20 protein-coding genes are annotated in these 24,685 nt (G+C 50.4%); 15 read left to right on the top strand and 5 right to left on the bottom strand.

The window, feature by feature from the left end:
• Nucleotides 1–214 precede the first annotated feature (214 nt).
• The 3 genes from B160_RS0125075 to B160_RS0125085 all read left to right on the top strand — a co-directional run bounded on the left by B160_RS0125075 (nucleotide 215) and on the right by B160_RS0125085 (nucleotide 4,799).
• Nucleotides 215–1,642 (top strand): Gfo/Idh/MocA family protein, encoded by a 1,428-nt coding sequence (locus B160_RS0125075; protein WP_071597074.1) that lies wholly within the window; start codon nucleotides 215–217, stop codon nucleotides 1,640–1,642.
• A gap of 109 nt (nucleotides 1,643–1,751) precedes the next feature.
• Nucleotides 1,752–3,287, top strand: coding sequence for a PQQ-dependent sugar dehydrogenase (locus B160_RS0125080; protein ID WP_018630718.1), 1,536 nt, complete (start codon nucleotides 1,752–1,754; stop codon nucleotides 3,285–3,287).
• A 372-nt stretch (nucleotides 3,288–3,659) separates the two neighbouring features.
• On the top strand, nucleotides 3,660–4,799 hold the full coding sequence (locus tag B160_RS0125085; RefSeq protein WP_018630719.1) for a prolyl oligopeptidase family serine peptidase: 1,140 nt from the start codon (nucleotides 3,660–3,662) through the stop codon (nucleotides 4,797–4,799).
• 535 nt (nucleotides 4,800–5,334) lie between these two features.
• Here the strand turns inward: B160_RS0125085 and B160_RS0125090 are convergent.
• From B160_RS0125090 to B160_RS0125100, 3 genes are all read right to left on the bottom strand, one after another.
• Complete coding sequence (locus B160_RS0125090) at nucleotides 5,335–6,744, bottom strand: CCA tRNA nucleotidyltransferase (RefSeq protein ID WP_018630720.1); 1,410 nt, start codon at nucleotides 6,742–6,744, stop codon at nucleotides 5,335–5,337.
• A gap of 76 nt (nucleotides 6,745–6,820) precedes the next feature.
• Nucleotides 6,821–7,387 (bottom strand): L-threonylcarbamoyladenylate synthase, encoded by a 567-nt coding sequence (locus B160_RS0125095; RefSeq protein ID WP_018630721.1) that lies wholly within the window; start codon nucleotides 7,385–7,387, stop codon nucleotides 6,821–6,823.
• Nucleotides 7,388–7,395: 8 nt separating this feature from the next.
• Entirely contained in the window at nucleotides 7,396–8,565 is a 1,170-nt protein-coding gene (locus tag B160_RS0125100) for a glycosyltransferase family 4 protein (protein ID WP_018630722.1), read from the bottom strand.
• Between the two features lie 164 nt (nucleotides 8,566–8,729).
• On the opposite strand from B160_RS0125100, the gene B160_RS0125105 reads away from it, so the two are divergent.
• Nucleotides 8,730–9,536 (top strand): 2,3,4,5-tetrahydropyridine-2,6-dicarboxylate N-succinyltransferase, encoded by an 807-nt coding sequence (locus B160_RS0125105; RefSeq protein WP_026310022.1) that lies wholly within the window; start codon nucleotides 8,730–8,732, stop codon nucleotides 9,534–9,536.
• Between the two features lie 95 nt (nucleotides 9,537–9,631).
• Nucleotides 9,632–10,561, top strand: coding sequence for a ribosome small subunit-dependent GTPase A (gene rsgA, locus B160_RS0125110; protein ID WP_018630724.1), 930 nt, complete (start codon nucleotides 9,632–9,634; stop codon nucleotides 10,559–10,561).
• A gap of 102 nt (nucleotides 10,562–10,663) precedes the next feature.
• Here rsgA and B160_RS0125115 read toward each other — a convergent pair whose 3' ends face one another.
• A complete protein-coding gene (locus tag B160_RS0125115; RefSeq protein ID WP_018630725.1) occupies nucleotides 10,664–11,215 on the bottom strand; it encodes a gamma carbonic anhydrase family protein in 552 nt (183 codons plus the stop codon).
• Between the two features lie 143 nt (nucleotides 11,216–11,358).
• Between B160_RS0125115 and B160_RS0125120 the strand changes: the two genes are divergently transcribed.
• The 7 genes from B160_RS0125120 (at nucleotide 11,359) to B160_RS0125155 (ending at nucleotide 20,990) form a co-directional block, all read left to right on the top strand.
• The gene (locus B160_RS0125120; RefSeq protein WP_169540131.1) at nucleotides 11,359–12,435 is read left to right on the top strand and encodes a TPM domain-containing protein; all 1,077 of its coding nucleotides are present in this window, start codon (nucleotides 11,359–11,361) and stop codon (nucleotides 12,433–12,435) included.
• A 58-nt stretch (nucleotides 12,436–12,493) separates the two neighbouring features.
• Nucleotides 12,494–13,969 carry a RapZ C-terminal domain-containing protein gene (locus tag B160_RS0125125; protein ID WP_018630727.1) on the top strand — a complete coding sequence of 492 codons (1,476 nt, stop codon included), beginning with the start codon at nucleotides 12,494–12,496 and terminating at the stop codon, nucleotides 13,967–13,969.
• Between the two features lie 225 nt (nucleotides 13,970–14,194).
• Nucleotides 14,195–14,953, top strand: a complete 759-nt coding sequence (locus B160_RS0125130) for a nucleotidyltransferase family protein (RefSeq protein ID WP_157558223.1) — start codon at nucleotides 14,195–14,197, stop codon at nucleotides 14,951–14,953.
• Nucleotides 14,954–15,085: 132 nt separating this feature from the next.
• Nucleotides 15,086–15,997: a helix-turn-helix domain-containing protein gene (locus B160_RS0125135; RefSeq protein WP_018630729.1), complete on the top strand. Its 912-nt coding sequence runs from the start codon at nucleotides 15,086–15,088 to the stop codon at nucleotides 15,995–15,997.
• A gap of 77 nt (nucleotides 15,998–16,074) precedes the next feature.
• On the top strand, nucleotides 16,075–17,313 hold the full coding sequence (locus tag B160_RS0125140) for an MFS transporter (RefSeq protein WP_245562280.1): 1,239 nt from the start codon (nucleotides 16,075–16,077) through the stop codon (nucleotides 17,311–17,313).
• 98 nt (nucleotides 17,314–17,411) lie between these two features.
• Complete coding sequence (locus B160_RS0125145) at nucleotides 17,412–18,413, top strand: aldo/keto reductase (RefSeq protein ID WP_018630731.1); 1,002 nt, start codon at nucleotides 17,412–17,414, stop codon at nucleotides 18,411–18,413.
• 627 nt (nucleotides 18,414–19,040) lie between these two features.
• Nucleotides 19,041–20,990, top strand: a complete 1,950-nt coding sequence (locus B160_RS0125155; protein WP_018630733.1) for a M1 family metallopeptidase — start codon at nucleotides 19,041–19,043, stop codon at nucleotides 20,988–20,990.
• 51 nt (nucleotides 20,991–21,041) lie between these two features.
• On the opposite strand, the gene B160_RS0125160 is transcribed toward B160_RS0125155, so the two are convergent.
• Nucleotides 21,042–21,611, bottom strand: coding sequence for a pentapeptide repeat-containing protein (locus B160_RS0125160; RefSeq protein ID WP_018630734.1), 570 nt, complete (start codon nucleotides 21,609–21,611; stop codon nucleotides 21,042–21,044).
• Nucleotides 21,612–21,703: 92 nt separating this feature from the next.
• Here B160_RS0125160 and B160_RS0125165 point away from each other — a divergent pair, with 92 nt between their 5' ends.
• The 3 genes from B160_RS0125165 to B160_RS0125175 all read left to right on the top strand — a co-directional run bounded on the left by B160_RS0125165 (nucleotide 21,704) and on the right by B160_RS0125175 (nucleotide 24,622).
• On the top strand, nucleotides 21,704–22,279 hold the full coding sequence (locus B160_RS0125165) for an ExbD/TolR family protein (protein WP_018630735.1): 576 nt from the start codon (nucleotides 21,704–21,706) through the stop codon (nucleotides 22,277–22,279).
• Nucleotides 22,280–22,367: 88 nt separating this feature from the next.
• Nucleotides 22,368–23,186, top strand: a complete 819-nt coding sequence (locus tag B160_RS0125170; protein WP_018630736.1) for an energy transducer TonB — start codon at nucleotides 22,368–22,370, stop codon at nucleotides 23,184–23,186.
• 776 nt (nucleotides 23,187–23,962) lie between these two features.
• On the top strand, nucleotides 23,963–24,622 hold the full coding sequence (locus tag B160_RS0125175) for a phosphatidylserine decarboxylase family protein (protein WP_018630737.1): 660 nt from the start codon (nucleotides 23,963–23,965) through the stop codon (nucleotides 24,620–24,622).
• Nucleotides 24,623–24,685 lie beyond the last annotated feature (63 nt).

A 24,685-nucleotide genomic window follows, 5' to 3' on the forward strand; every position in this document is an offset into this window, starting at 1 on the left:
ATTTTTTTGGGCCGCTGATCCCGCATTGGGAGGTTGATTTTTTGAAATTTTGCTGTAATGAATGCGCGCCGGCAAATCTGTGCATCTGCGGCAATTTAAGTTGAAAAATTGCTGAACAATCACATCCCTACTATTTATGCGTTCGCTCTGCAGGTTTCAGGTCCGGTATCTTTTGTAAAAAGACATTAAATGAATTCCAACTAAGAATAATTGTATGGCAGTACAACCGACGAGAAGAAATTTTATCAAAAGATCTTCATTGGCTTTAGCCGGCCTCACCGTGTCAGGCATGGGCACCACAACATCCGCCGCGCCATTGATCGATTCCGGGCGAAGAATTATCGGGGCGAATGACCGGGTACGCACCGGCTTCATCGGTGTAGGCAACCGCGGCACCCAGTTGTTACATTTATTTATGGAGCAGCCGGACTGTGAGGTGGCCGCCTTGTGCGATGTATACAAACCGTATACTACGCGGAGCTATGCCAGGGTGGATCCCCGCTATATAAAGGCGATGCCGCGCCAGATCCCCAGGATGGGCGAGCGCTTTCCCGGACCGGTGAAACAGTTTACCGATTATCGCCACGTGCTGGATGATAAAAGCATTGATGCCGTATGTATAGCCACGCCCGATCACTGGCATGCATTACAGACCGTAGAGGCCATTAAAGCCGGGAAAGATGTGTATGTCGAAAAGCCTTTATCCAAAACAATTCAGGAAGGAAGGGCCATGGTAAATGCCGGAAAGAACAGCAAACAGGTGGTTACGGTGGGACTGAACCGGCGGGGCGCGCCTACATTTCAAAAGCTGGCCAAAGAGATACCGGAAGGAAAAATCGGGAAAGTAACGTTTGCTACCTGCAGCCATGTAAGCAATATGTTCCCGAATGGCATCGGGAAGATGAAGCCTGAAGACCCGCCTGCGGATTTTGACTGGAACCAGTGGCTGGGGCCAAGAGCCTACCGGCCTTATCAGTACAATATTGCCCCTTATATGTTCCGCTGGTGGGATGATTATGCCAACCAGTTATCGAACAATGGGATTCATTACCTGGATCTGATCCGGTGGCTGATCGGTGAAGAAGCGCCGGTGGCCGTTAGTGCACACGGGGGCAAGTATGTGCTGGATGATGATCGCACCATCCCGGATACCATGCATGTAACCTATGAGTTTCAATCCGGTGTTTTAGTTACGGCAACGATCCTTGAAGCGAGTACCGGCAAATTTGAGCCGCAGGGTTTTCTTGAATTCAGGGGCACAAAAGGAACCTTATATACGGGAGAGGATGATTATAAGATGGTGCCTGCCCAGCCCGGGCAATTCCAGACCTGGAAATCATTGATGCAGCCGGAAGAGTATGCATTGGGTAAGGACGACACGTTGTTAACAGACGGCAGCTATAAGAACAGCGCCTTCCGCCTGATCCGCAACTTTCTGGATTGTGTAAAGTCGCGTAAAGAGCCATGGGCCACGCTGGAAACAGGCCATCGTTCCACAACAATGGCGCATTTGGGTACGATAGCGATGCAGACAAAAAAAAGACTGGAGTGGGATGCCGTCAACGAAAGATTTGCGAATTCCGAAGAAGCGAATAAATTGCTGTCGTATGCGTACCGCGAACCCTGGAAGTTAAATGGATAATGATCTGTTGAACCCGTTTTGTTAACGATAAGCCCGGGTCACCGGTACAACGCACACGCAGGGATCGCCGGCTGCAGGAAAATTTTACAACATACGAACCGGATTAAAAATGAAAAAAAGATCGGCAGGTATTAAAATAATAACAGGAATAGTAGCTGTGATAACCAGTTGTGTCCTTTTTCAATGCCGGCAGGTACAGCCCGATCCGCTGCCCCTGTTTAATATTGTATTGGATTCATCCGTTCTGGGCGTGCAGGAAGTTTCAACAAATAATAAGGTGCCCTGGGAGCTTATGTGGGGGCCTGATAATACGCTCTGGTATACTGAACAGGAAGGACGCATTTACCGGTGGGATCCCGTCAGCGGAAAGCGTAAATTATTGCTTCATATTACAGATGTTGCAGGTAAGACCACAGCGGGCCTCCTGGGTATGGCAGCCTCCGCGCCGGACCCTGCAACCGGCCGGTCCTACTTATTTGCAGCCTACACGTTTGCCATAAAGGATAGCATTGGTTTAAAGCTGGTACGCTACCTGGTTCAGAAAGATACGCTTGTTGATCCTAAAATAATTGCTGCCGTATCCGGTTTCCGGGGGCATTATGGCAGCAGGGTAGCAATATCGCCGGATCATAAACTGTATTGGGCAACCGGCGATGGGGCGCAGCAGGGCAGTGCTCAGAACACAGCAGATCTTAAGGGAAAGATACTGCGCTTTAACCTGGATGGCAGCATTCCGGCAGACAACCCGGTGCCCGGGAGCCCGGTTTGGGCCAAAGGGTTCAGGAATATACAGGGACTTACGTTTTCAGATAGTGCCCGGCTGTACACATCGGAGCATGGGGATGCAATTGATGATGAAGTAAACCTGATCCGCAAGGACGGCAACTTTGGATGGTCCGTCATTGAAGGGAATGCCGACCTTACGGATGAAAAAGCATTTGCAGACAGCACCGATGCCATTGCCCCATTACTGGCCTGGACGCCTACCATCGCGCCTTCGGGAATGGCGTTTTATAATGATCCAAAGATCCCTGAGTGGCGGAACAGCCTGCTGCTGGTGTCCCTAAAAGACCGGAATCTCCGCGTGCTCCGTCTTTCAAAGGACGGCCATTCCATTGTGAAAGAAAAGATCTACCTGGATAAAATGTATGGCAGGCTGAGGGCTGTTTGTGTATCGCCGGAGGGAGACATTTACCTGTCTACAAGCAATCACGACTGGAACCCCTATAGTAAACCTGCGGCAGATGATGATAAGATCATCCGTATTACTAAGGTGGACCGGATTACTGCCAAAGTGCTGCGGGGGAAAGCGCCCGAAACAAAGGTAAGCAGGGAAAATGCCATGGGGCTGTACCGGGTGTACTGTGCAAGCTGTCATAAAGAAGACGGATCCGGCAGTCCGGGTACGTTTCCTTCACTGCGGACCACGCCTTTGCTGGATCAGCCACAGCAGCTGATCGATGTGTTTTTGTTTGGAAAGAACACAAAGAACAATCCCAACCGGATGCCGTCATTTAAATTTCTGAATAATGAGGAAGCGGCTGCCGTACTGAATTTTATAAGAAAGGGTTGGGGCAATAACAACAGCGATTCCATCACAGAAGCTGCCGTGCAGGAACGCAGGATCATGAAAAAGAGCGGGTAGCAGGGCTGTTTCAAAAGTCTTTATTTTGTCTTGCCGTCCCGATGGTAATCGCTACGCGCCAGGCTCATTCCTGTTATTGGAAGCTGCAGCGCAGCGTGATCTTATGAGTAAACGGAAATAGCAGATGGAGAAAGGTGCAGCGCACCGGTAACCACACAACGGGTACCGGAATTATCGCCGGGCTGCGGCCGGAAGCGTCCGTTGGATACGCCTGGTTACAGAGATGAACGGCGTGCACACGGAGATCTGGCCTTTATCTGATAATACGTTAATGGCAAATGCTGACGCTATCAGTATGATAGCCGTTTAGGCCAATGGAATTGGTATGTTGCGGATATCCAATCGGTATAACGATAACCAAAAAGACCCGGTATGAAAAATAAAAACCTGCTTCTTTCAGGCCTGTTAATGGCGGTTCTAATGGGTACCGCTAATGGCCAGCGGTTAACAAAGAGTGCGGTATGGGATCGTATTTCCCGGTATTTTACGCCACCGGCCGCCTTTAAGGATGATCTTGGTTCCTACCGGCCGCTGTTGCGGTTTTATAACGGGGATACGGTCTTGACCAAAAAGGCATGGAAGGAACGGCGGGCCGAAATAGCAGACACATGGAATCAAATGATGGGCCACTGGCCGCCATTTATAAAAAAGCAGGAGATGGAAGTGCTGGATACCACCTCAAGGGAAGGGTTTATACAGTACCGGATCCGGTTTAGCTGGACCCCCGCAGAAAAAACCATTGCCTACCTGTGCGTACCCCGTACCAAGGGAAAACTACCAGCTGTGATCACAACGTTTTATGAGCCGGAAACAGCGATCGGCGCGGGAAAGCCTCACCGTGATTTTGCCCTTCAGCTGGCCAGAAGGGGCTATGTTACCTTGTCGTTGGGTACCACTGAGGCCTCAAAAGCGGGTACGTACTCGGTTTATTATCCTTCTTTAGAGAACGCAACGGTAGCACCCTTGTCGATGCTGGCTTATACTGCCGCGAATGCCTGGTATCTTTTGGCAGGATTGTCCTATGTGGATGACCGGCGGATCGGGATCATGGGGCATTCATTCGGAGGCAAATGGGCCCTGTTTGCATCCTGCCTGTTCGATAAATTTGCCTGTGCGGTATGGTCGGACCCCGGGGTGGTATTTGATGAAACCAAAGGCAGCGCGGTAAACTATTGGGAGCCCTGGTACCTGGGTTACTACCCGCCGCCCTGGAAAGATACCTGGCGAAAAAAGGGAAATACAGCGGATGCAAAGGGCCTTTATCCAAAATTGATCAAAGAAGGATATGATCTGCATGAGGTGATGGCCCTGATGGCGCCGCGCCCCTTCCTGGTATCGGGTGGGTCTTCGGACCCTCCGGAACGATGGACGGCGCTTAACCACCTGGTACAGGTAAATCGCCTGTTGGGGTATGCCAACCGGGTAGCCATGACAAACCGGCCTAAACACGATCCGAACGATGCATCCAATGAAGTGGCCTATCTCTTTTTCGATTATTTTCTAAAGAAATAAGAATCTTTTTAAAAACGATCCAGGAGCATCCTTATCATCACAAAAGGTACCGGCTTTTTATCGCCTCTCTTGTGGCTTCGCAGTAGCCACCATCTGTAAAAGCGGGGTTCAACGATCGTTTTTACAAAAGAGGCATGGCCTCGAAAGGTCCGGCAAGAACGGGTTTTAACCCGTTTATACGTCCAAAAGAGCAACAGAGAGCCATGGGCTCGGGGCATAATGATCCATGCCCATGGCACTTATGAAGTTACAGCCTCTTTAAAGCCGTGCTAAAGCGCGGCTTTAAAGACAACAACACGCCGGATGGCGCTTATAAGGAGCATCAAAACTTTGTTTTTTAACAGCTTCTAAGGGCCTGTTTAAATTTTATTGATGGAACTTATTATGAAGCTATTTTGGAGCGGAACAAGGCATCCCGAGTGCTTTCGCGAAAAATTTAACGCAGTAGCAGTCAAAAACAAACCACCACCTGACCCGCTTTGCGTATCTGCAGGACCTGGAATACCCGCCGAAGCGGCATCGCCGCCGCCTGTTTTTACAAAATGCCTGTTTCCTTTGCCTTCTTGTTCAGGAACTCCAGCGCGGCTTCTTTTGTATTGGGAATTTCCCCGTCCAGTATGGCGTCTTTTAGGGCGTCTTTCAAAATGCCGACGGTCTTTGAGGGGGTCAGGTTAAACAGCCGCATAATTTCCAGTCCATCCACCGGCGGTTGCCAGTTCCGGATCTGGTCCTTTTCCTCTACTTCCCTGCAACGCTCCCGTACCAGCTTGAAATTGTCTAAAAAACGCTGGACCTTTTTTTTGTTTTTACTGGTAATATCTGCCTCACAAAGCAGCATCAGGGCTTCAAAATCCTCGCCCGCATCAAAGAGCAACCGCCGGATAGCGGAGTCGGTAATGTCCTCTTTGGAAAGGCTGATCGGCCTCAGGTGCAGCTCCACCAGTTTTTTAACAAGCCGCATTTTTTCATTTTGCGGCAATTTCATTTGGGCAAAAAGCCTGGGAACCATACGGCCGCCCACCACTTCGTGCCCGTGAAAGGTCCATCCGGCCCCTTCTTCAAAGCGTTTGGTGGCCGGTTTGGCAATATCGTGCAGGATAGCAGCCCATCGCAGCCATAGATCGTTGGTGTTGGTGCTGATATTGTCCAGCACCTGCAGGGTATGGTAAAAATTATCTTTATGCCCGATCCCTTCCTTGAATTCCGCGCCGGCCAGGTCTACCATTTTTGGAAAAATGATTTTGAGCAGACCGGTTTTGTAAAGCAGGTCGAAGCCGGCAGAAGGCCTGGAGGCTAGGATGATTTTATTCAGCTCATCGGTAATGCGCTCCTGGGAAATGATCCGGATACGGTCCTTATTCTTTGCGATGGAAGCCAGGGTGCCGGCCTCAATGGTAAAATTGAGCTGCGTGGCAAAGCGGATCGCCCGCATCATGCGCAACGGGTCGTCGCTGAATGTCTGATCCGGATCCAGCGGCGTGATGATCGTTTTGTCCTGCAGATGCTGCCGGCCGTTGAACGGGTCTACCAATTGTCCGTAGTTTGCTTTGTTCAGACTGATGGCCATGGCATTGATGGTAAAATCACGGCGGTTCTGGTCGTCTTCGAGGGTGCCGGGGCTTACCTGCGGCTTGCGGCTGTTGCGTTGGTAACTTTCTTTACGTGCGCCCACAAATTCCACATCAAAGCCGGCAGTGTGAATGTGCGCGGTCCCGAAATTTTTAAAATAGTTTACCTGGGGCAAGGGGATGCATTTGGCGGCCACTGCTTTTGCCAGTTCAATGCCGTCTCCTACGGTAACAATATCCGCGTCGCTGGTGGGCCGGTTTAAGAGCTTGTCACGTACGAATCCTCCCACCAAATAGCTCTCCACACCGAGTTCCTGGGTGGCAGCGGCTACTTTATTGATCATTTCCAGCTCCTGGGCGCTTAATTGAATATCCATCTGACCGGCAAATATAGTGCAGGTTTGAGAATTGGGATTTGTAATTTGGGATTTGAGATTTGATCAGACAGGATCTTCACCGGATCACTTCCACTTCCCCGTCTTTCCAGCGGATGATGGAGGAGGGCAGGTGCGGTGTCTGATCATCGCGCCGGTGTTCTACCACAAAGTCCGCCTGTTTTTTGATCGCATCCGCGATGGCGCTGAAATGAGCAGGGGCAGGCACCCCCGAAATATTTGCCGAAGTGGAAACAATGGGTTTGCCAAAGCGTTTGATCAGGGCCCTGCAGAATTCATCCCTGCAGATGCGTATGGCAATACTTCCGTCGGCTGCGGTCAGGTTTTCCGCAAACCCGATCCCGTGCTCATAAATGACGGTTGTAGGCCGCGTGGCGGTTTCCAGGTAATCAAACAGGCTGAGGTCTACCGATGCGGTGTATTGTATTACATCCCGCTCTCCGGTCACCAGCACGATCATGGCTTTGCTGTCGCTTCTTTGTTTTATGTTATAGATCTTTGAAACGGCGTCCGCATCGGTGGCATCGCAGCCCAGGCCCCATACGGTATCTGTAGGGTAAAGGAGCACGCCCCCGGCTTCGAGCACGGCAACACTTTTTTTTATGTCTTGTTCAAAAGAGTGCATCGTTGTTCTTATAAAATAGATTGATAAAGTTTCATCACATGGCCTGCATATACTTCGGGGAGGAACCGTTTTGCGTTCTCCAGCCCCTGCTGACGGAGCGTTGCGGCAAAGATCGCATCGGTATAGATCTTCCGGAAACCGTTGGCCATTTCTTCCGGACTGTCGGGGTCTGCCAGCCAGGCGGCGTTGCCTGCAATTTCCGGAAGGCAGGATGTGGTAGCGGTGATCACGGGCACTCCACCGGCCATGGCCTCGACGATCGGCATCCCGAACCCTTCAAAATAAGAAGGATAGATCATGGCGGTGGCCAGCTGGTACAAAGCCGGCAGGTCCTCTGTTTCCACGAAGGGCCGTTTTCCGGCCAGGGCCAGTTGTTCGGATAAAAAGTAAACGCGGTCCTCCAATTGTACTTCCTTCAGGTAAGCGGCCACTTTATCTTTGAACCCGCCGTCGTTGCCCACAACCACCAGGGGAATGGGGATCTCATTGCGGATCTGGTTCATGGCCTTGCAGATATTCAGCAGGTTCTTGCGCTCAATGATCGTTCCTACATGTAAGAAAAAGGCTTCCGGCAGGGCGTATTTTTTCCGCACGGCTTCCTTTTTTTCTTCGGATTCCATCACCATAAATGCAGGAGCACAGCTCTGATAGATCACCCGTACTTTTTCAGCGGGGATATCATAGGTCTTTATGATATGGCCCCTGGTTTCTTCGCTGATGGCCATGATGCGGGTAGCATGCCGGCAGGCATAACGCAATTTTGCACGATAGATCTTTACATCAATGGGCTTGTACTGCTCCGGATAGATCTCCGGGAACAGATCGTGTATGGTTACCACCGAAGGGATCCCGGTTTGGGGGATGCCGGCAGGGATCTCGTGGCTCAGCCCGTGGTACAGGTCGATCCCCATCCGGACAAGGTCGCGGGTTACCCAGCGGCTTCGCCAGGCGGCACTGAAAACGCGGTGCAAGGCCTTTGATGGCCGTATTTCATGAATATTCGGTTGTTCCGGGTGAAAGGATTTTCCGGGTTTGGGATTGAACAGGTAATACGCGTGCTCCGGGTAATGACCGGCCAGCAGGCGGATCAATACCCTGCTGAAAAAACCGAGTCCCGTATTGTTGTGATATGCCCTTTTAGCGTCGAACCCTATATTCATGAATGCAAAGAACGTCATTTTTAATGTGAGAATTTGAAAATTTGGGAATGTGGGAATGAGAGCCCCGGGCTTTCGAAAGAAGATTCAACATCGGGGCCGGAACCGGTTGCGGACCTTAAACTTTAAAAGTGGAACTTTAAACGTTCCTCAAAACGCTATCTTTGCCCGTACAAAAAAAGATTATGCAAGACTTGATTACCGAGGCCTGGGCCAACAGGGATTTATTGAAAGACAGTAAGTACACCGATGCCATTCATGGAGTAATTGCGGCATTGGATAAAGGGGAACTGCGTGTTGCGGAGCCCGATGGCAAAAAATGGAAAGTGAATGAGTGGGTAAAGCAGGCCATCCTGATGTATTTTGGTATCCAGAAGATGCAAACCTGGGATCTGCCGCCCTTTGAGTTCTATGATAAAATGCTGCTGAAGAAAAATTACAAGGATATCGGGGTACGTGCCGTGCCGCACGCAGTGGCGCGCTACGGCGCTTACCTGGCACCCAATGTGGTGCTGATGCCCTCCTATGTGAACATTGGGGCATATGTAGGTGAAGGAACTATGGTGGATACCTGGGCCACCGTGGGCAGCTGCGCGCAGATCGGTAAAAATGTGCACCTGAGCGGTGGTGTGGGCATTGGCGGTGTGCTGGAACCGCTGCAGGCAAGCCCGGTGATCATTGAAGACGGCTGCTTTCTCGGAAGCCGCTCCATTGTTGTGGAAGGCGTGATCGTTGAAAAAGAAGCGGTCCTGGGTGCCAACGTAGTACTGACCCAGAGCACCAAGATCATCGATGTAAGCGGATCCATTCCCATAGAAGGAAAGGGACGGGTTCCGGCACGGAGCGTGGTGATCCCCGGATCGTATGCAAAAAAATTCCCTGCGGGGGAATATCATGTGAATTGCGCATTGATCATCGGAAAACGCAAGGCAAGTACAGACCTGAAAACGAGCCTGAATGACGCACTGCGCGATTTTAAGATCAGTGTATGATTTTTGTTTGGAGTTCAACGTTTAAGGTGCAATGTCAATGTTGACCCTTAAACCCAGTCCTACCGGGTCATCCGGGCGGGCTTAAACCTGAAACTTTGAAAGCCTTAGTCTATAAATCGACCGGAAGTTGGTACACCGTTAAAAGCGAAGCCGGAGAATTTCTGAATGCACGGATCAAAGGTGTCTTCAGAATTGAGGACATTACGAGCACAAACCCTCTTGCGGTGGGCGACTGGGTGAATATAGAAACCGAAGAAGGAGCTGAAGGCACGGCCGTCATTGACGAGATCTTTCCGCGCAGCAATTATATTAACCGGCAGTCGCCGCGTGTAAAATACCAGCAGCATATTATTGCCGCCAACCTTGATCAGTCTGTTTTGATCGCTACCCTGAAAGAGCCGCGCACCTCCCGGGGATTCATTGACCGTTTTCTTGTGGTTTGCGAAATGTATCATGTGCCCGCCATCCTCCTGTTCAATAAAACAGATATTTACCGGGAGAAGGAGCTGGGCATTTATGAAGAGCTGTCCGCAATATACCGCTCGCTGGGGTACCGGGTTGATTCCGTCAGTGTACAAAAAAAACAGGGCCTGGAGGAGCTGGACCGGTTGCTCCAGGATAAAACCACCCTGATCAGCGGGCACAGCGGGGTGGGAAAGTCGTCGCTGATCAATAGCCTGCTGCCGGGGGAAGGGATCAAAACGCAGGATGTCAGCGGCTGGAGCGGAAAGGGAATGCACACCACCACTTTTGCTACGATGTATGACCTGCCCGGAGGAGGCCGGATCATTGATACACCGGGCATCCGGGAACTGGCGATCACTAACCTCGACCGGGAGGAGCTGTCGCACTATTTCCCCGAAATGCGGGAACGGCTTAAAGATTGCCGCTATAATAACTGCATGCATGTAAACGAACCAAAATGCGCCGTGAAGCAGGCCGTGGCCGACGGGGATATCGATGAAAAACGGTATATCAGCTATCTGAATATCCTGGACAGCCTGGACGAACAAAAAGGCTATTAAGCGGTCAAAAACCGTTCAATGTCCCGACTTTCTTTTCCCGCGGTGTCTTCCGGAGGAGATGCCGGGAAATAGCCGTATCTTCAGCGGCTTATTGCCGGTGATCTATTGCTCTTTTTTGAAATGGAGGTCTGCCTCATTGGCATCTTTGAACCAACCGGAATACCGGACATAATTGTTAGCGATCCGGTCGATCTCACCACTGAGCAGCTCCTGCGAGATATCTTTTACCTTTTTTGCCGGTGTGCCGGCATAGATACTGCCCGGGCTGCAAATGGTATTTTCCAGCACCACCGCACCTGCTGCGATAATGGTGTTACTGTGAACCACCGCATTGTCCATAATGATGGCACCCATGCCCACCAATACATTGTCGTGGATGGTGCATCCGTGTACAATGGCATTGTGGCCTATGGAAACATTGTGCCCGATGGTGGTGCCGCATTTCTGATAGGTGCAATGGATGATGACCCCGTCCTGCACATTTACCTTGTTGCCGATGCGGATAAAATTCACATCGCCCCGTACCACGGTATTGAACCAGAAGCTGCAGGCTTCCCCCGCAACCACGTCTCCGACGATGGTAGCATTGGGCGCCACAAAACAATTATTGCCTAACTGTGGATACTTGTCTTCAACAGGAAGTATTACTGCCATAAAAAACCTTTAGGGCTAAGGTACAAAAAAAATGAAGCTGCCTGCATTAAAAAGGGGCTTCATAGCTAACTTTAGCATGCTGTATGCGATGGTCCATTGTCAGCAAACCGGATGGAACAGCAACCGTCAAAAAAAATATTTGCATGCAAATAAAAATGTATGGTCCGAAGGGCGTTGGAAAAACAGGTTTATTCCTGCTGGCCCTGTTCTTCCTGACCATGGGACAGGCACAGGATGTTTTAAAGATCAGCACACGGACCACCGACAGGACCGGTACCCTGTCGCCGGCCGATATAAAGGACCTGAATGAGCAGCTGTACACAATTGAACAACATACCGGACGGCAGGTTGTGGTGGTGATGATCCCCACAACGGGCGCCCTGTCTGTGGAAGACTATGCCACTGAACTGTTCCGGAAGAACGGGATCGGCTCAAAAGAACGGAACGACGGGGTGCTGATCCTGGTGGCAAAGAACGACCGGAAAATGCGGATAGAGGTAGGATATGGATTGGAAGGAACCATTACCGATCTTGTTGCCGGCGGCATCATCAACAAAAAAATGAAGCCTTATTTTAAGGACGACGAATATGGAGCGGGACTGAAAGAAGCAGTGACAACGATCGGGGCCTTGCTCAACGGGAGTGTTTCCGATCAGGAGGTAGCGGAATTGAAATACGGCAACAGCGGTAATTCCCATTTGACAAAAGATGGCAGGGCGCTTTTATGGGTATTGTTCCTGTCCTTAATAAGCGGGGTGTTGGTGGGCCTCCGGAAGCTGAAACCGGGCAGGGCCGCCTGTCTGATACTGGGAGGCGTACTGCTGGCGGCATTGCTGCGGTGGAACCTGGGCCTGCTGATCGGGTTGATCATGCTGGCCCCCTTTCCCGCCTTTGGAGGCTTTGCGCTGGTACGGTACCGTGCGGCCCGCATGATCTGCCTGGTGCTGATGGCGCTGATCGGCGCCTTCTGGATAACGGGGATGTTTTTTGGTCCGGATGTTATGGTGATCGGGATGGTCGCGTTGTTTGTGCTGGCCTTTATCGCGGCTTTTATTTTTGCGGCTGTCGCCGGCATCAAAGGCGGCGGGCGGGGTACTTCCGGCAGCAGGAGCGGCTGGAGTTCTTCGGGTTCATCCTCCTGGTCCTCATCGTCTTCCCACAGCAGCTTTTCCGGCGGCGGAGGCAGCAGCGGCGGTGGAGGTGCCAGCGGAAGCTGGTAGGCAGCAGACCAGATAAGAAAAAGACACAACAAATCCCAAACCCTCCTATTTTTGCCGCATGCAGGATAAATTAGACAATATAACCAGGTTGTACCTTCAATGGAGCGGTCATGCTCCGGATGCCATCGACGTGCTGCAGCAGGCAGGCAGTGAACGTCGCTATTTTCGCATCTGGAAGCAGGAACAGTCGGTTATCGGAACCTATGGCGCCAATATAAAAGAAAATGAATCCTTCTTTTATTTTTCAGACCATTTTCAGAAACAGCAGTTACCCGTAGCCAACATCCTGGCAATAAGCGCCGACCGGATGTATTACCTTCAGAGCGATTATGGCAATGTTTCGCTGATCAACCATTTGGAGGAGCAGGGAGAAGCGGCTGCGGTATATACGCTCTTCCGGAACAGCCTCGCGGGGCTGGCACAGGTACAGGTGCTGGGCGATAAAGGGTTGGACTATGATAAATGTCTTACCAATAAGGAGTTTGGCAAACAGGCCATCATGGCCGACCTGCTGTATTTTAAATATTATTTCCTGGATGCGCTGAGGAAACCCTACGATAAACAGGCGCTGATCGATGACTTTGAAGCATTGAGTACCTACCTGACCCATACGGATCATAAATTTTTTATGATGCGCGATTTCCAGAGCCGCAATATCCAGGTAATGGAAGACGGCTCGGTGCATTTTATCGATTACCAGGGGGGGATGAAAGGTGCACCTCAATATGATGTGGCTTCTTTGCTGTGGCAGGCAAGAGCCAACTTATCGGAAGGTTGGAAGGAGCGGCTGCTCGTGGAGTATATGGATGCACTGGAACCCCTGCTGGATAAGCCGTTAAACCGTACCGCATTTGTAAGTCAGTATAACGGCTATGTGCTGATCCGTTTGTTGCAGGTGCTGGGCGCTTACGGGTTCCGGGGATTATTTGAGCGCAAGGCCCATTTCTTAACCAGCATTCCGCTGGCATTAAGGAACCTGCGGTCCTTTCTGCAAAAAAGTGCAATGGGTATTTCAGTGCCGGAATTTGACAAAGTGCTGCAGCTATGCATCACCGGGGAGGTCATCGGACAGTTCACACCCATACAGGCAACGCCGGAAACTCCGCTGGTTGTTAAAATATCCAGCTTTTCCTTTAAAAAAGGCCTCCCCGTTGCGGATGATCCCGATAGCCATCGGGATGGCGGGGGCTTTGTGTTTGATTGCCGGGGCATCTTAAACCCCGGGAGGATCGAGAACATGAAGACGAAAACCGGTCGCGATAAGGAGGTGATCCAATACCTGGAGCAGCAAACAAAGATGCCGGAGTTTCTGCACAGCGTTTTTGATGTGGTGGATATTACGGTAGCTGATTTTATCCAGCGCGGGTTCAGCAGCCTGATGGTGAGCTTCGGATGCACCGGGGGCCAGCACCGCAGTGTATATGCTGCCGATGCGCTGGCCCGGCACCTGAAAAATAAGTTCAAAGTAAAAGTGGAGCTGAATCACTGGGTGCAGGACGCGAAGAATTGGGAGAACTCCACCAGTAGCTCATGATCAATGACCCGCGGAACTGAATGCCACAGGCAGTGAAGCAAAAGATATAACAAAGAGAATAGAGTGCTCAGTAGCACGGATCGCATAACATTTTGATTCCTGGGGCAACGCGTCGCTGCGGGCGGGCTGCTCCGGTTCCCGCCCTGGCATATCAGAAAAATGTTATACACCCGCAGCAGGGAGGATGATCCGTTTAAAGGATCCTGTATAATTGTTAAAATAAACATGACTATGGACCATGGACCATTGACTATAAACAGCCGGCCCCGCCAGGCGCTCATTTTCTGCGCGGGCCTCGGTACAAGATTCAAACCCTGGACCGATCAACATCCAAAAGCGTTGGCGGTGATCAACGGGAGAAGCCTGCTGCAACGGAATATTGAATACCTGCAGCAATATGGTATTACCCGGGTTATTGTAAACGTACATCATTTTGCGGATCAGATCATTGATGCGATCGAAAAGAGCAGGGGCTGGGGAAGCGAAGTGCTGATCAGCGATGAAACCGATGCCGTGCTGGAAACCGGTGGCGGCCTGCTGAAGGCAAGGCCGCTGTTGACCCCCGGCGAGCCCTTTCTTACCTGTAATGCAGATATTCTTACGGATCTGGACATCCATGCGCTGACACGGTTTCATAAGGAGAACGATGCATTGATCTCAATGGCGGTAAGCGAGCGGAAAACATCCCGCTACCTGCTATTTGATGCGGAAAACACGCTTTGCGGCTGGCGCAATATCGCTACCGGCGAAGAACGGATTTCAAGGGCAACCTCAACAACACGCCAACGGGCGTATGATTGCGTAGTGGCGTTTAATTATGAGGTCTTTGATCATATTCCTTTTACCGGCAAATTTTCGCTCATCGACCTGTACCTGCACCTGGCCAAAACGCATACCATCAAGGGAATGGAACATGCCGGCGACCGCTGGGTAGACGTGGGTAAACCGGAGAGCGTGGCTGTAGCGGAAAAAATGTTCCCGTAAAATACTGCCGGGCTCTTCACAATGTGAAGTCCGGGTCCTTGGTTCCTGCATCAGCCGTTTCGGGAAGGGTGGATCCTTGTTTGTGCAATACGCCTTTTGGCTTGATTTGTTTGATTTCTGTAACTTTGGATTATGGAAAAGCCGGAAACCATTGAGGAGTTTTACAAAAGGATCAATCACAATACCTCGAAATTATCGTTGCAGAATGTAGGCCTGGGCCTGGGACATTTCAATATATTTCCAAGATCATTCTGTTCGCCGCATACCAGTTATTCCCGCCGCGACTACTACAAGGTTTCTTATATCATCGGTACCGGTAAATTGTATTATGCCAACCAGTGGATCCATATCGATCGTCCGGCCCTGATGTTCTCCAATCCCCTGGTACCTTATTCCTGGGAAGCGGAATCGGAAGAACAGGCAGGGTGGTTTTGTCTGTTTACCGAGGATTTTATACAGCACGATGAGCGGATCCTCAGCCTGCAGGATTCGCCCCTGTTTAAGGCAGGCGCCCGCCCTGTTTATTTCTTAAACGAGCAGCAGCAGGAAGAGATCAGCAATATCTTCCGGAAGATGCTACAGGAGATGCATTCCGACTATGCGCACAAATTCAGTGTGCTGCGCAATTACCTGCACCTCGTCATCCATGAGGCTATGAAATGGTGCGCTACTGATAAATTTGAAAAACCCGTGAACGCCGGGGCCCGGATCGCCCATCTCTTCCTCGAGTTGCTGGAACGCCAGTTTCCCATTGATGCGCCCGACCTCGTGCTGCAATTGCGCACTCCGCAAAGTTATGCCCGGCAATTGTCCGTACACGTAAATCATCTCAACCGTTCCGTGAAAGAGGTGACCGGCAAAACCACATCCACGCATATAGCAGACCGGGTCCTGAAAGAGGCTGAAGCACTTTTGCGGCATTCGGACTGGAATATTTCGGAGATCGCCTATAGCCTCGGATTTGAATACCCCGCACACTTTACCAACTTTTATAAGAAAAAAACAGGGCAGAGCCCTGCGGGCCGACGAAAATCAATTGTTTGACTTTTGTAAGTATTGGTTTGATTGGCGTAACCTGCCGGAAAAAGGGGGTGATTATTTTTGCGGTGGAAAAAAATAGTATGATCCCGACACAATCAATGATCGCCCGTCAACAGCAATCCGGTGTAAGACGGCTGCAGGAAAAGAATAAAAAGGCCGCCACGCTGATCTCATTTTTACTGATCCCCCTCTCCGGCCTGATAACGGATATTTACATTCCCTCCATGCCCCATATGGCACAGGGCCTGCACCAGACGGAAGGCGCCATTCAGCTGACGCTGAGCTTGTTCCTGGTAAGTTATGGGCTGGCGCAATTTATTACCGGAAGTCTTATCGACAGTTATGGACGGTTTCGTTTAACACTGGTTTCCCTGGCGGTTTTTATCGCCAGTAATTTTGTCATCATCTTTACAAAGCAGATCGAATGGATCTATGCCATGCGCATCGTGCAGGGTATCACCACCGGTTTTATCATTGTGGCAAAGCGGGCTTTTTTTGTGGATGTGTATGAGGGCGAAGAGCGGAAACACTACCTGAGCCTGATGTCCATCGTATGGTCGTCTGCACCGGTCATAGCGCCCTTTATCGGGGGATACCTGCAGCAATATTTTAACTGGCAGGCCAATTTTTATGTGCTGGCTATCTACGGCATGTTGATGCTGATACTGGAATGGGCCTTTTCAGGCGAAACGGTTCCGGTGTACCGCAGGTTTAAATGGGCCTCTGTAATAAAGGACTACCGGTTCATGATGCGCAGCAGGATGTTTGCATACGGGTTGCTGATCTGCGGGCTTTGTTACGGCACAACCATGATCTTTGGGCTGGCGGGTGCATTCATCATTGAGCACGAAATGCACTACTCCTCAATTGTGGCGGGCTATGGTGCCCTGGTAATGGGCCTGGCCTGGATGTGTGGCGGTTTCCTCGGCAAAGCCAGTTTAAGCAAGTCCTTCCTGCCAAAGCTCAGAAGGAGCAATGCCCTGCAGCTGTTGTTTACCCTGGGGATGATCCTGAGTGCAGCCTGGATGCAGAATCTTTATACACTGCTGGCATGCGCATTTTTAATCCACGTATGTGTGGGTTTTATTTTTAATAATTATTTTGCCTATTGCCTGGGGCGGTTCCCGCAGATGGCGGGCCTCGCCAGTGGTTTAAGCGGCGGTGCCAATTTTATCATCACGGCTGTTGCCAGCTACACGGTGGTAGGATTATTGCACCCGAAAACCCAGCAGGGCCTGGGCTATGGTTACCTGATGATGGGGGCCATCGCCTTTCTGGTCCTACAGTTGCTGCTCAAAAAGGAACCGGAACCGGCTTAAACGGGGTATTGATTTTGTTGCTCCGGTGCCGGACGCAACCGCTCGCTAAAAACATCTCACTCAACAACATTTCACTCCGCACCTCTAAAATCAAAAACATGAAATACAGAAAATTAGGAAGAACAGGAGAAAGCCTCTCGGCCATTGGCCTTGGATGTATGGGCATGAGCTTTGCTTATGGTCCGGTTGACGATACAGAAAGCATTGCTACTTTGCATAAAGCGCTGGATCTGGGCATAAACTTTTGGGATACGGCTGATGTGTATGCCAATGGGGTCAATGAAGAACTGATCTCCAAAGTGCTGGTGCCCAACAGGGATAAGGTTTTTATTGCCACCAAATTCGGATTTCGCTTTAAGGAGGATACGGCCGGAACCAGTAATGGAATACATACCTATTTCGACGGCCGGCCCGAATGGATGCAGCAGGCTGTGGATAAGAGTTTGCAGCGATTAAAGATCGATACCATTGATCTGTATTATGCGCATCGCATAGATCCCAATGTGCCCGTGGAAGAAATGGTAGGCGCCATGGCGGGCCTGGTAAAGCAGGGAAAGGTCCGTTACCTGGGTTTAAGTGAGGCCTCTGCGGCTTCCATCCGCAAAGCGCATGCGGTGCATCCGATTGCCGCGTTGCAAAGTGAATATTCCCTGTTGACAAGGGATGTGGAAGGAACGGTCCTTGATACGGTTCGTGAGCTGGGCATCAGCCTGGTGCCGTATTCCCCGCTGGCAAGGGGGCTGGTGACCAATACCCTGGACACGGGGGCACTGGCAGACAATGATTTTAGAAAGACCCTGCCCCGCTACCAGGAGGATGTTGCCGATAACAACAACCAGCTGATACGGGAGTTTGCCGCGCTTGCAAAAAACAAGGATTGCACTCCGGCGCAGCTGGCGCTGGCATGGGTATTGGCCCAGGGCACCGACCTGATCCCGATACCCGGAACAAAGAAGAGAAAATACCTCGAAGAGAATGCCCGTGCGGTGGACCTGGTGCTGACCGGTGCAGAGCTGGAACAGATAGAAGCCCTTGTCAGAAAATATCCGCATACAGGCGCCCGGTACAGCGAAGGCGCCATGAAGCTGGTGAACCGGTAAGCCGGACGGGCATTTCCGTCTCTAAGAAGCTGTTTAGAAACGATCCGGGAGCATCCTCATCGTCACAAAAAGGGTACGGGCTTTTTATCGCCGCTACTTTGGGCTTCGCTGCAGCCGTCATCTGTAAAAAGCGGGGTTCAACGATCATTTTAGCAAAAGAGGCATCCGTGCCGATGGCACTTATGAAATTACAGCTTCGTTAAAGAGATTGTATTAAAAGTTACTTTATAGCATGTTGTCATTCTGAGATAACTTTTGAGACGGACCCCTTCGGCAAGACAATGCCCGCTTTTGATATAGCCGCAGCTTACCGGTCATCATCGCAGGGACGAGACCTAAAAGAAACGTTAATTTTTCGCTGCCCTGTTGCAGCGGAGCAATTGCCCGGCGTCTTTATTGAAAAGCTTAAAACAATGCGTTTATTCATTTTTCTTACGCTGCTTCCTTTTGCTTGCCAGCTGAAAAAGCAGCATATCGATCATATTTTGTAGCAGGGAAACAACAGGCATCATTTGCGTGGCGGTTTTTAACCTTCCGTACGCGCTTATTGCAGCCCGTCATATTTTACCGGTTCAAACGGCAAAAGAATGATTATTTTGCAATTTTTCATCCGGTAAATGTTTAAATATGAAGAAGAGCAGTCTGCTGGCCATTTTTGCGATCGTATCCGTTTCTGTTGGAGCTCAGTCAAAGTACAATCATACCGAGGCATTTGCCCCTTTTTTCTACCCCTCGGCCGGAAATGAATACAGAAGCGCTTCCGGAGAACCGGGACCTAAATACTGGCAAAACCGCGCCGATTACACGATTGAAAGCACATTGGATACCACCGGTCATACCGTTTCGGCAAAGGTGGAGATCGTTTATACCAACAATAGCCCCGATGCACTGAAGTTCCTGTGGCTGCAGATGGATCAGAACAGCTATCGTAAAGATTCCCGCGCAACTGCTACCACAACCGCATCCGGAGGGCGCTGGGCCAATGCGATGTTTACGGAAGGCGATGTGATCCGGTCCATAACGGTAGAAGAGGATGGAAAAAAATATACCCCTGAATATACGACCACCGATACCCGCACACAGGTTTGGCTGGGCAGCCCGCTGAAAGCATCGGGCGGCAAATTGAAACTGACCCTGGACTATAAGTTCGTGGTCCCCGAATATGGCAGCGACCGCATGGGAAGGCTGAATACCAGCAATGGATGGGTGTATGAAATTGCCCAGTGGTTCCCGCGCATGGCGGTGTATGACGATATCCGGGGCTGGGATGTGCTTCCTTACCTGGGACAGGGCGAGTTTTACCTGGAATATGGTGATATCAATTTTAGTGTTACCGCACCTGCCGATATGATCGTGGTAGGGTCCGGCGAACTGCTGAATCCGCGGGAATGCTTTACCCCGGAAGAAGCAAAACGCTATGCAGCGGCAAAGCTCAGCGATAAAACAGTGGTGATCCGGAGCGCGGAAGAAATTGGTAAGGGGGGCATCAGCGCAAAAAAAGGAACCAGCACCTGGCGGTTTAAAATTCAGAATACCCGGGATGTGGCCTGGGGCGCCTCCCGGGCATTTATACTGGATGGTGCTAAGATAGACCTTCCGGGTGGCAGAAGATCGATGGCGCTGAGCGCCTACCCTGTTGAAAGCACAGGGCCGGATGGCTGGCAGCGCAGCACCGAAATGGTAAAAGGTGCTATTGAATTCTATTCGAAGCAGCTGTTTGAATTTCCGTATCCGGCCGCAACAAATGTAGCCGGCATTGTTGGCGGAATGGAGTATCCGGGCATCGTATTTTGCAGCTATAAATCAAAAGGGAAGGATCTATGGGGTGTGACCGATCACGAATTCGGGCATACCTGGTTTCCCATGATCGTGGGCAGCAATGAACGCCGGTATGCCTGGATGGATGAAGGTTTCAATACCTACATCAACAGCCTGTCCAGTGCCGCATTTAACAACGGTGAATTTAAGAAACAAAGTTACTTTGATGATCCCAAAGCCGAAGAGACGATCAAATCGGTCTTTAGTGATAAGGGCGATGTTTTGCTGACCCGGCCGGATGTGGTGCAGCAGGCCAATCTCGGAAATGCTGCTTACTTTAAACCCTCCCTGATGCTGCAGTCGTTAAGAAATGTAGTGTTGGGAGAAAAACGCTTTGATGCTGCTTTCCGGGAATACATCCGGCGCTGGGCGTTCAAGCATCCCACGCCCTGGGATTTTTTCCGTACTATGGAGAATGTAAGCGGGGAGGATCTTTCCTGGTTCTGGCGGGGTTGGGTATTGCACAACTGGAGGATCGATCAGGGGGTTCAAAGCGTCAAATACAAAAACAGTGTGCCTGCAAATGGTGCAGCTATTACAATAGAGAACCTGGAACAAATGCCCATGCCGGCAACGGTGCTGGTAAAAGAAAGCAATGGTAAACAGCAGGTCTACAACCTGCCGGTAGAAATATGGCAGCGGGGCGGTACGTATACCTTTGAAGTGCCCACCACCACACAGATCACAGAAGTAACGGTTGATCCGGATAAGCAATTGCTTGACTGGGATCGCGCCAACAATACCTGGTCCGGGCAGTGAGAAAACCGGTGGCTGATGCGACCATTGGAATGCCCGGTAAAGGAACAGCCATTATTTGACGACAATATCATATCGATACAACAGGCCTGCAAGCTGCGGCAGGCTGAATATTGCCTTGCGGATATTATTCTTTTCCGGGTCGATCAGGTAGTGGAACGAGCTGGTGAGGTCTGCTTTTTCGAGGTTGGTATTTTCAAAACGGGCGCCCGAAAAATCGCAGTTGTCGAATACGACCTTGCTGCAATCGGCATCCGTAAGGTCCACTTCCTGCATGAGGCACTGATGAAATGAAGTGTGCTTCAGTACTACGCCATAAAAAGAACTAAGCGTGAGCACGCAGTTTTCGAACCGGGGTGAAAATAAAAAACTGTGCGCATCTTCAAAGTGTACGCCAACAAGCTTGCAATGCTTCAATACCGCATCCCGGAACGATGTTTTTTGCACGTGGGCACCGCTCAGGTTACAGTCTTCAAAAGAACAATCGATAAAGTTGATCACAGACAGATCGGCGCCGGAGAAATCACAACGGCTGAAGCGGCAGGCTTCATAATCGCCTTTGGGCATTATTTTTTGTGTGTAGTCCTGCTTTTCATAAACAAGCTCTTCAAAATAATGGCTCATCGTTTTTATTCAAAGATAGCCTTTCAAAAAAAGCCCCTGTGAATTTTATGGAATTGTCATACGGGGCGGTCTAATAGGAAAACACAAGCACAATGGACAGCATCGGGGCGGCCACATTGCCAATCGGCCGCAAACGCAATAGGGGCGTGCTTTCCGCGCATGCCCGTCTGAGAATAGACATGACGCCAATGGTGGATCTCGGGTTTTTGCTGATCACTTTTTTTATATACACCAGCACCATGAGCGATCCGGCTACTATGGATCTGTTTATGCCCAAGGACGGTCCGCCGGCACCCGTTGCGGCATCCGGTTCCTTTACCATTCTCATCGGCAATAACGGGGCCGTTGCCTGCTATGAAGATCGGCTGAAGCCGGATGGGTCGAACCTGCACTCTTTAGCGCCGGGGACGTTGCGGGCGGCGCTGATGCAAAAAAAGAAGGAAGTGATTGCCCGGTATACCCCGGACCCGGCCTGTGAGGCCAGGGCGCTGTCTGAAAAGCGGCCGGTTTCCGACTGCCGGCAAGGCAGGCTGATGGTGATGATCAAACCTGGAAAAAACGCCGATTACAGAACGGTGGTCCATGTACTGGATGAAATGGTGATCAACAAAATTGCCCGGTATGCATTGGTAGCACCGGATGCGGATGACCTGAAATACATTCCCTGATCACATTTTTAAGAAAGAATGCCTGGTTTCTGAAGCTTGTTTCAGGAACAGGAACTGCTATGCTCTTTTAATAACGAAAACATAAATTATGGAAACAACAAAAATCCTTTCTGCTCCGTTCCTGGACATTCTGTTCGACGGCCGGAACAAGGCTTATGGGGCTTACGAACTGCGCAGCACTTATAACCGGCGGCTGTTAAAAGCACTGGGCGCAACGGGGCTGATCATTGCGACGTTTATGGGCGCCTCGGCGCTGAAAGGCACAACATCCAAACAGGCGCCGGTTCCTATTATAACAACGGTCGTCGATCTTACCAACATCAAAGAACCGGAGAAAATAGAGCTGCCGGCGCCACCGCCGCCGCAGCAACAGGAACCCAAAAAGATCGAAACGGAAAAATTCGTGGTTCCGAGGATCGTCCCGGATGAAAAAGTGGTAACACCGCCGCCTTCACAGGATGAGCTGGTAGATGTAAAGATCGGGCTGGAACATATTGACGGGGAAAAGCTGGGCAATGTGGCCATACCCCCGCCGGGAGATCCGGACAGCAAGGGCATAATGGAAGTAAGACCGAAAGACAAAGAACCGGTGATTTTTGAAAGGGTTGAGATAGAGGCCAGTTACCCGGGCGACTGGGGGCGGTTTTTGACAACAAACCTCCGGGGAGAAACGCCGATCGACAACGGTGCTGCCCCGGGCAGTTACCAGGTGATCGTCCAATTTGTGGTGGATATAACCGGAACGGTAAGCGATATTAAGATCATAAAGGATCCGGGGTTTGGAATGGGAGCGGAAGCCATCCGGGTGATCAGGAGATCGGGCAAGTGGAAAGCGGCCATTCAGAACGGGAACCCCGTAAAGGCTTATAAAAGACAACCCATCACCTTCCAGGTACTGGATCAGTAGTGCTTTAAGAGCGCGGAACAAAATTGCTGCTTTTGATGCCGTCTGCGGCAGCGGACGGCATCAAAAGCATTGGTTATCAATAGGTGCCGGATCATCCCCGGGACGATTCAGGTCCGGTCCTTTACGGATGTTTGTAACAGGATTTTTGTGCCAATTTTAAAATGGGTACAAAAAAACTGTCACAGATTGACGCGTCCTGGAAAATGACACGTCCTGGAAGAAGTTGACACTGTAACTCGTTCTGAAAAGGGCTGATCTTCGGAAGACGTTCATCCTGTATTGATTTATAAATATAAGTAAACGGTGCTTTGTTTAAAAATGCCGGCACCCTGTGGCATAAGATCCCGAATAACCGTCCGGGCTTAAAATGATCCGATGCAGCTCTGTGGAAGCATATGCGGATAGGTACGGTAGATGCTGTTTTACTTTAAATGAGCGATCGGAACCCAATGTTTAATAGATGCGCGCTGCCTGATACAGGGGTACATACCAAATTATTCTTGTCATTGGCAACTTGTTTCAGCATCTATTCGGCATCTATGCATGATTTAGGCAGATTCTGAAACAGGAATAGACCCTGAAATAAATTTAGGGTGACATGGTTCCGGATGACCATAAGCAGATTTGTTATGACTCCATTGATTTTGCAACGCAAATTGAAAACTCAGGATGACATTGCGTTTATGGGAGTGCGACAACCTGGAATGCGCCTGATGCAGACGCGGTTATAAAACTTCCGCTGGTTTTGCGTAATTTTGCGGCCTAAACAAAAGCAAATGACATTACACAGGGAAGGGAAAGCTACCATCACCATCAGTACCATTTTGTTCTTAATAATAAGTTTTGTGCTGTACTATTTCCTGTACCATGCATACCCCGCCATTTTCTGGATCCTGGAGATCGCTTTGGCGGTGGTGTTTGGGTTGATCATTTCATTCTTTCGTATCCCCGACCGGAAGTATACGATCGACAGCACTGCCGTAATTGCGCCTTGCGACGGCAAGGTGGTGGTGATCGAAGAAGTACAGGCAGATGAATATTTTGACGACCGCAGAATACAGGTATCCATTTTTATGAGCCCGCTGAATGTGCATGTGAACCGCAACCCGGTAGACGGTGAGATCGTGTACGACCAGTACCATAAGGGTAAATACCTGGTGGCCTGGCACCCGAAATCGTCCACCGAAAATGAACGGCATTCCAATGTGTACCGGCACAGCAGCGGGAAGGAAGTGCTGACCAAACAGATTGCCGGTGCCCTGGCCAAAAGAATTGTGAACTACAACCAGGTGGGCAGCCAGGTGAAGCAAACAGGGGAAATGGGGTTCATTAAATTCGGTTCCCGGGTAGACCTGCTCCTGCCGTTGGATGCTACGATCAATGTAAAGATCGGGGATGTGGCTGTTGGCGGCGTAACTGTGGTTGCCCATTGGTAAAAGGAACATCCGGCTGACAGATTTCATAATACATTGAAGATCCATTATGCTTTTCTGAGAAGC

The sequence above is a fragment of the Niabella aurantiaca DSM 17617 genome (assembly GCF_000374125.1).
GTDB classification, from domain to species: domain Bacteria; phylum Bacteroidota; class Bacteroidia; order Chitinophagales; family Chitinophagaceae; genus Niabella; species Niabella aurantiaca.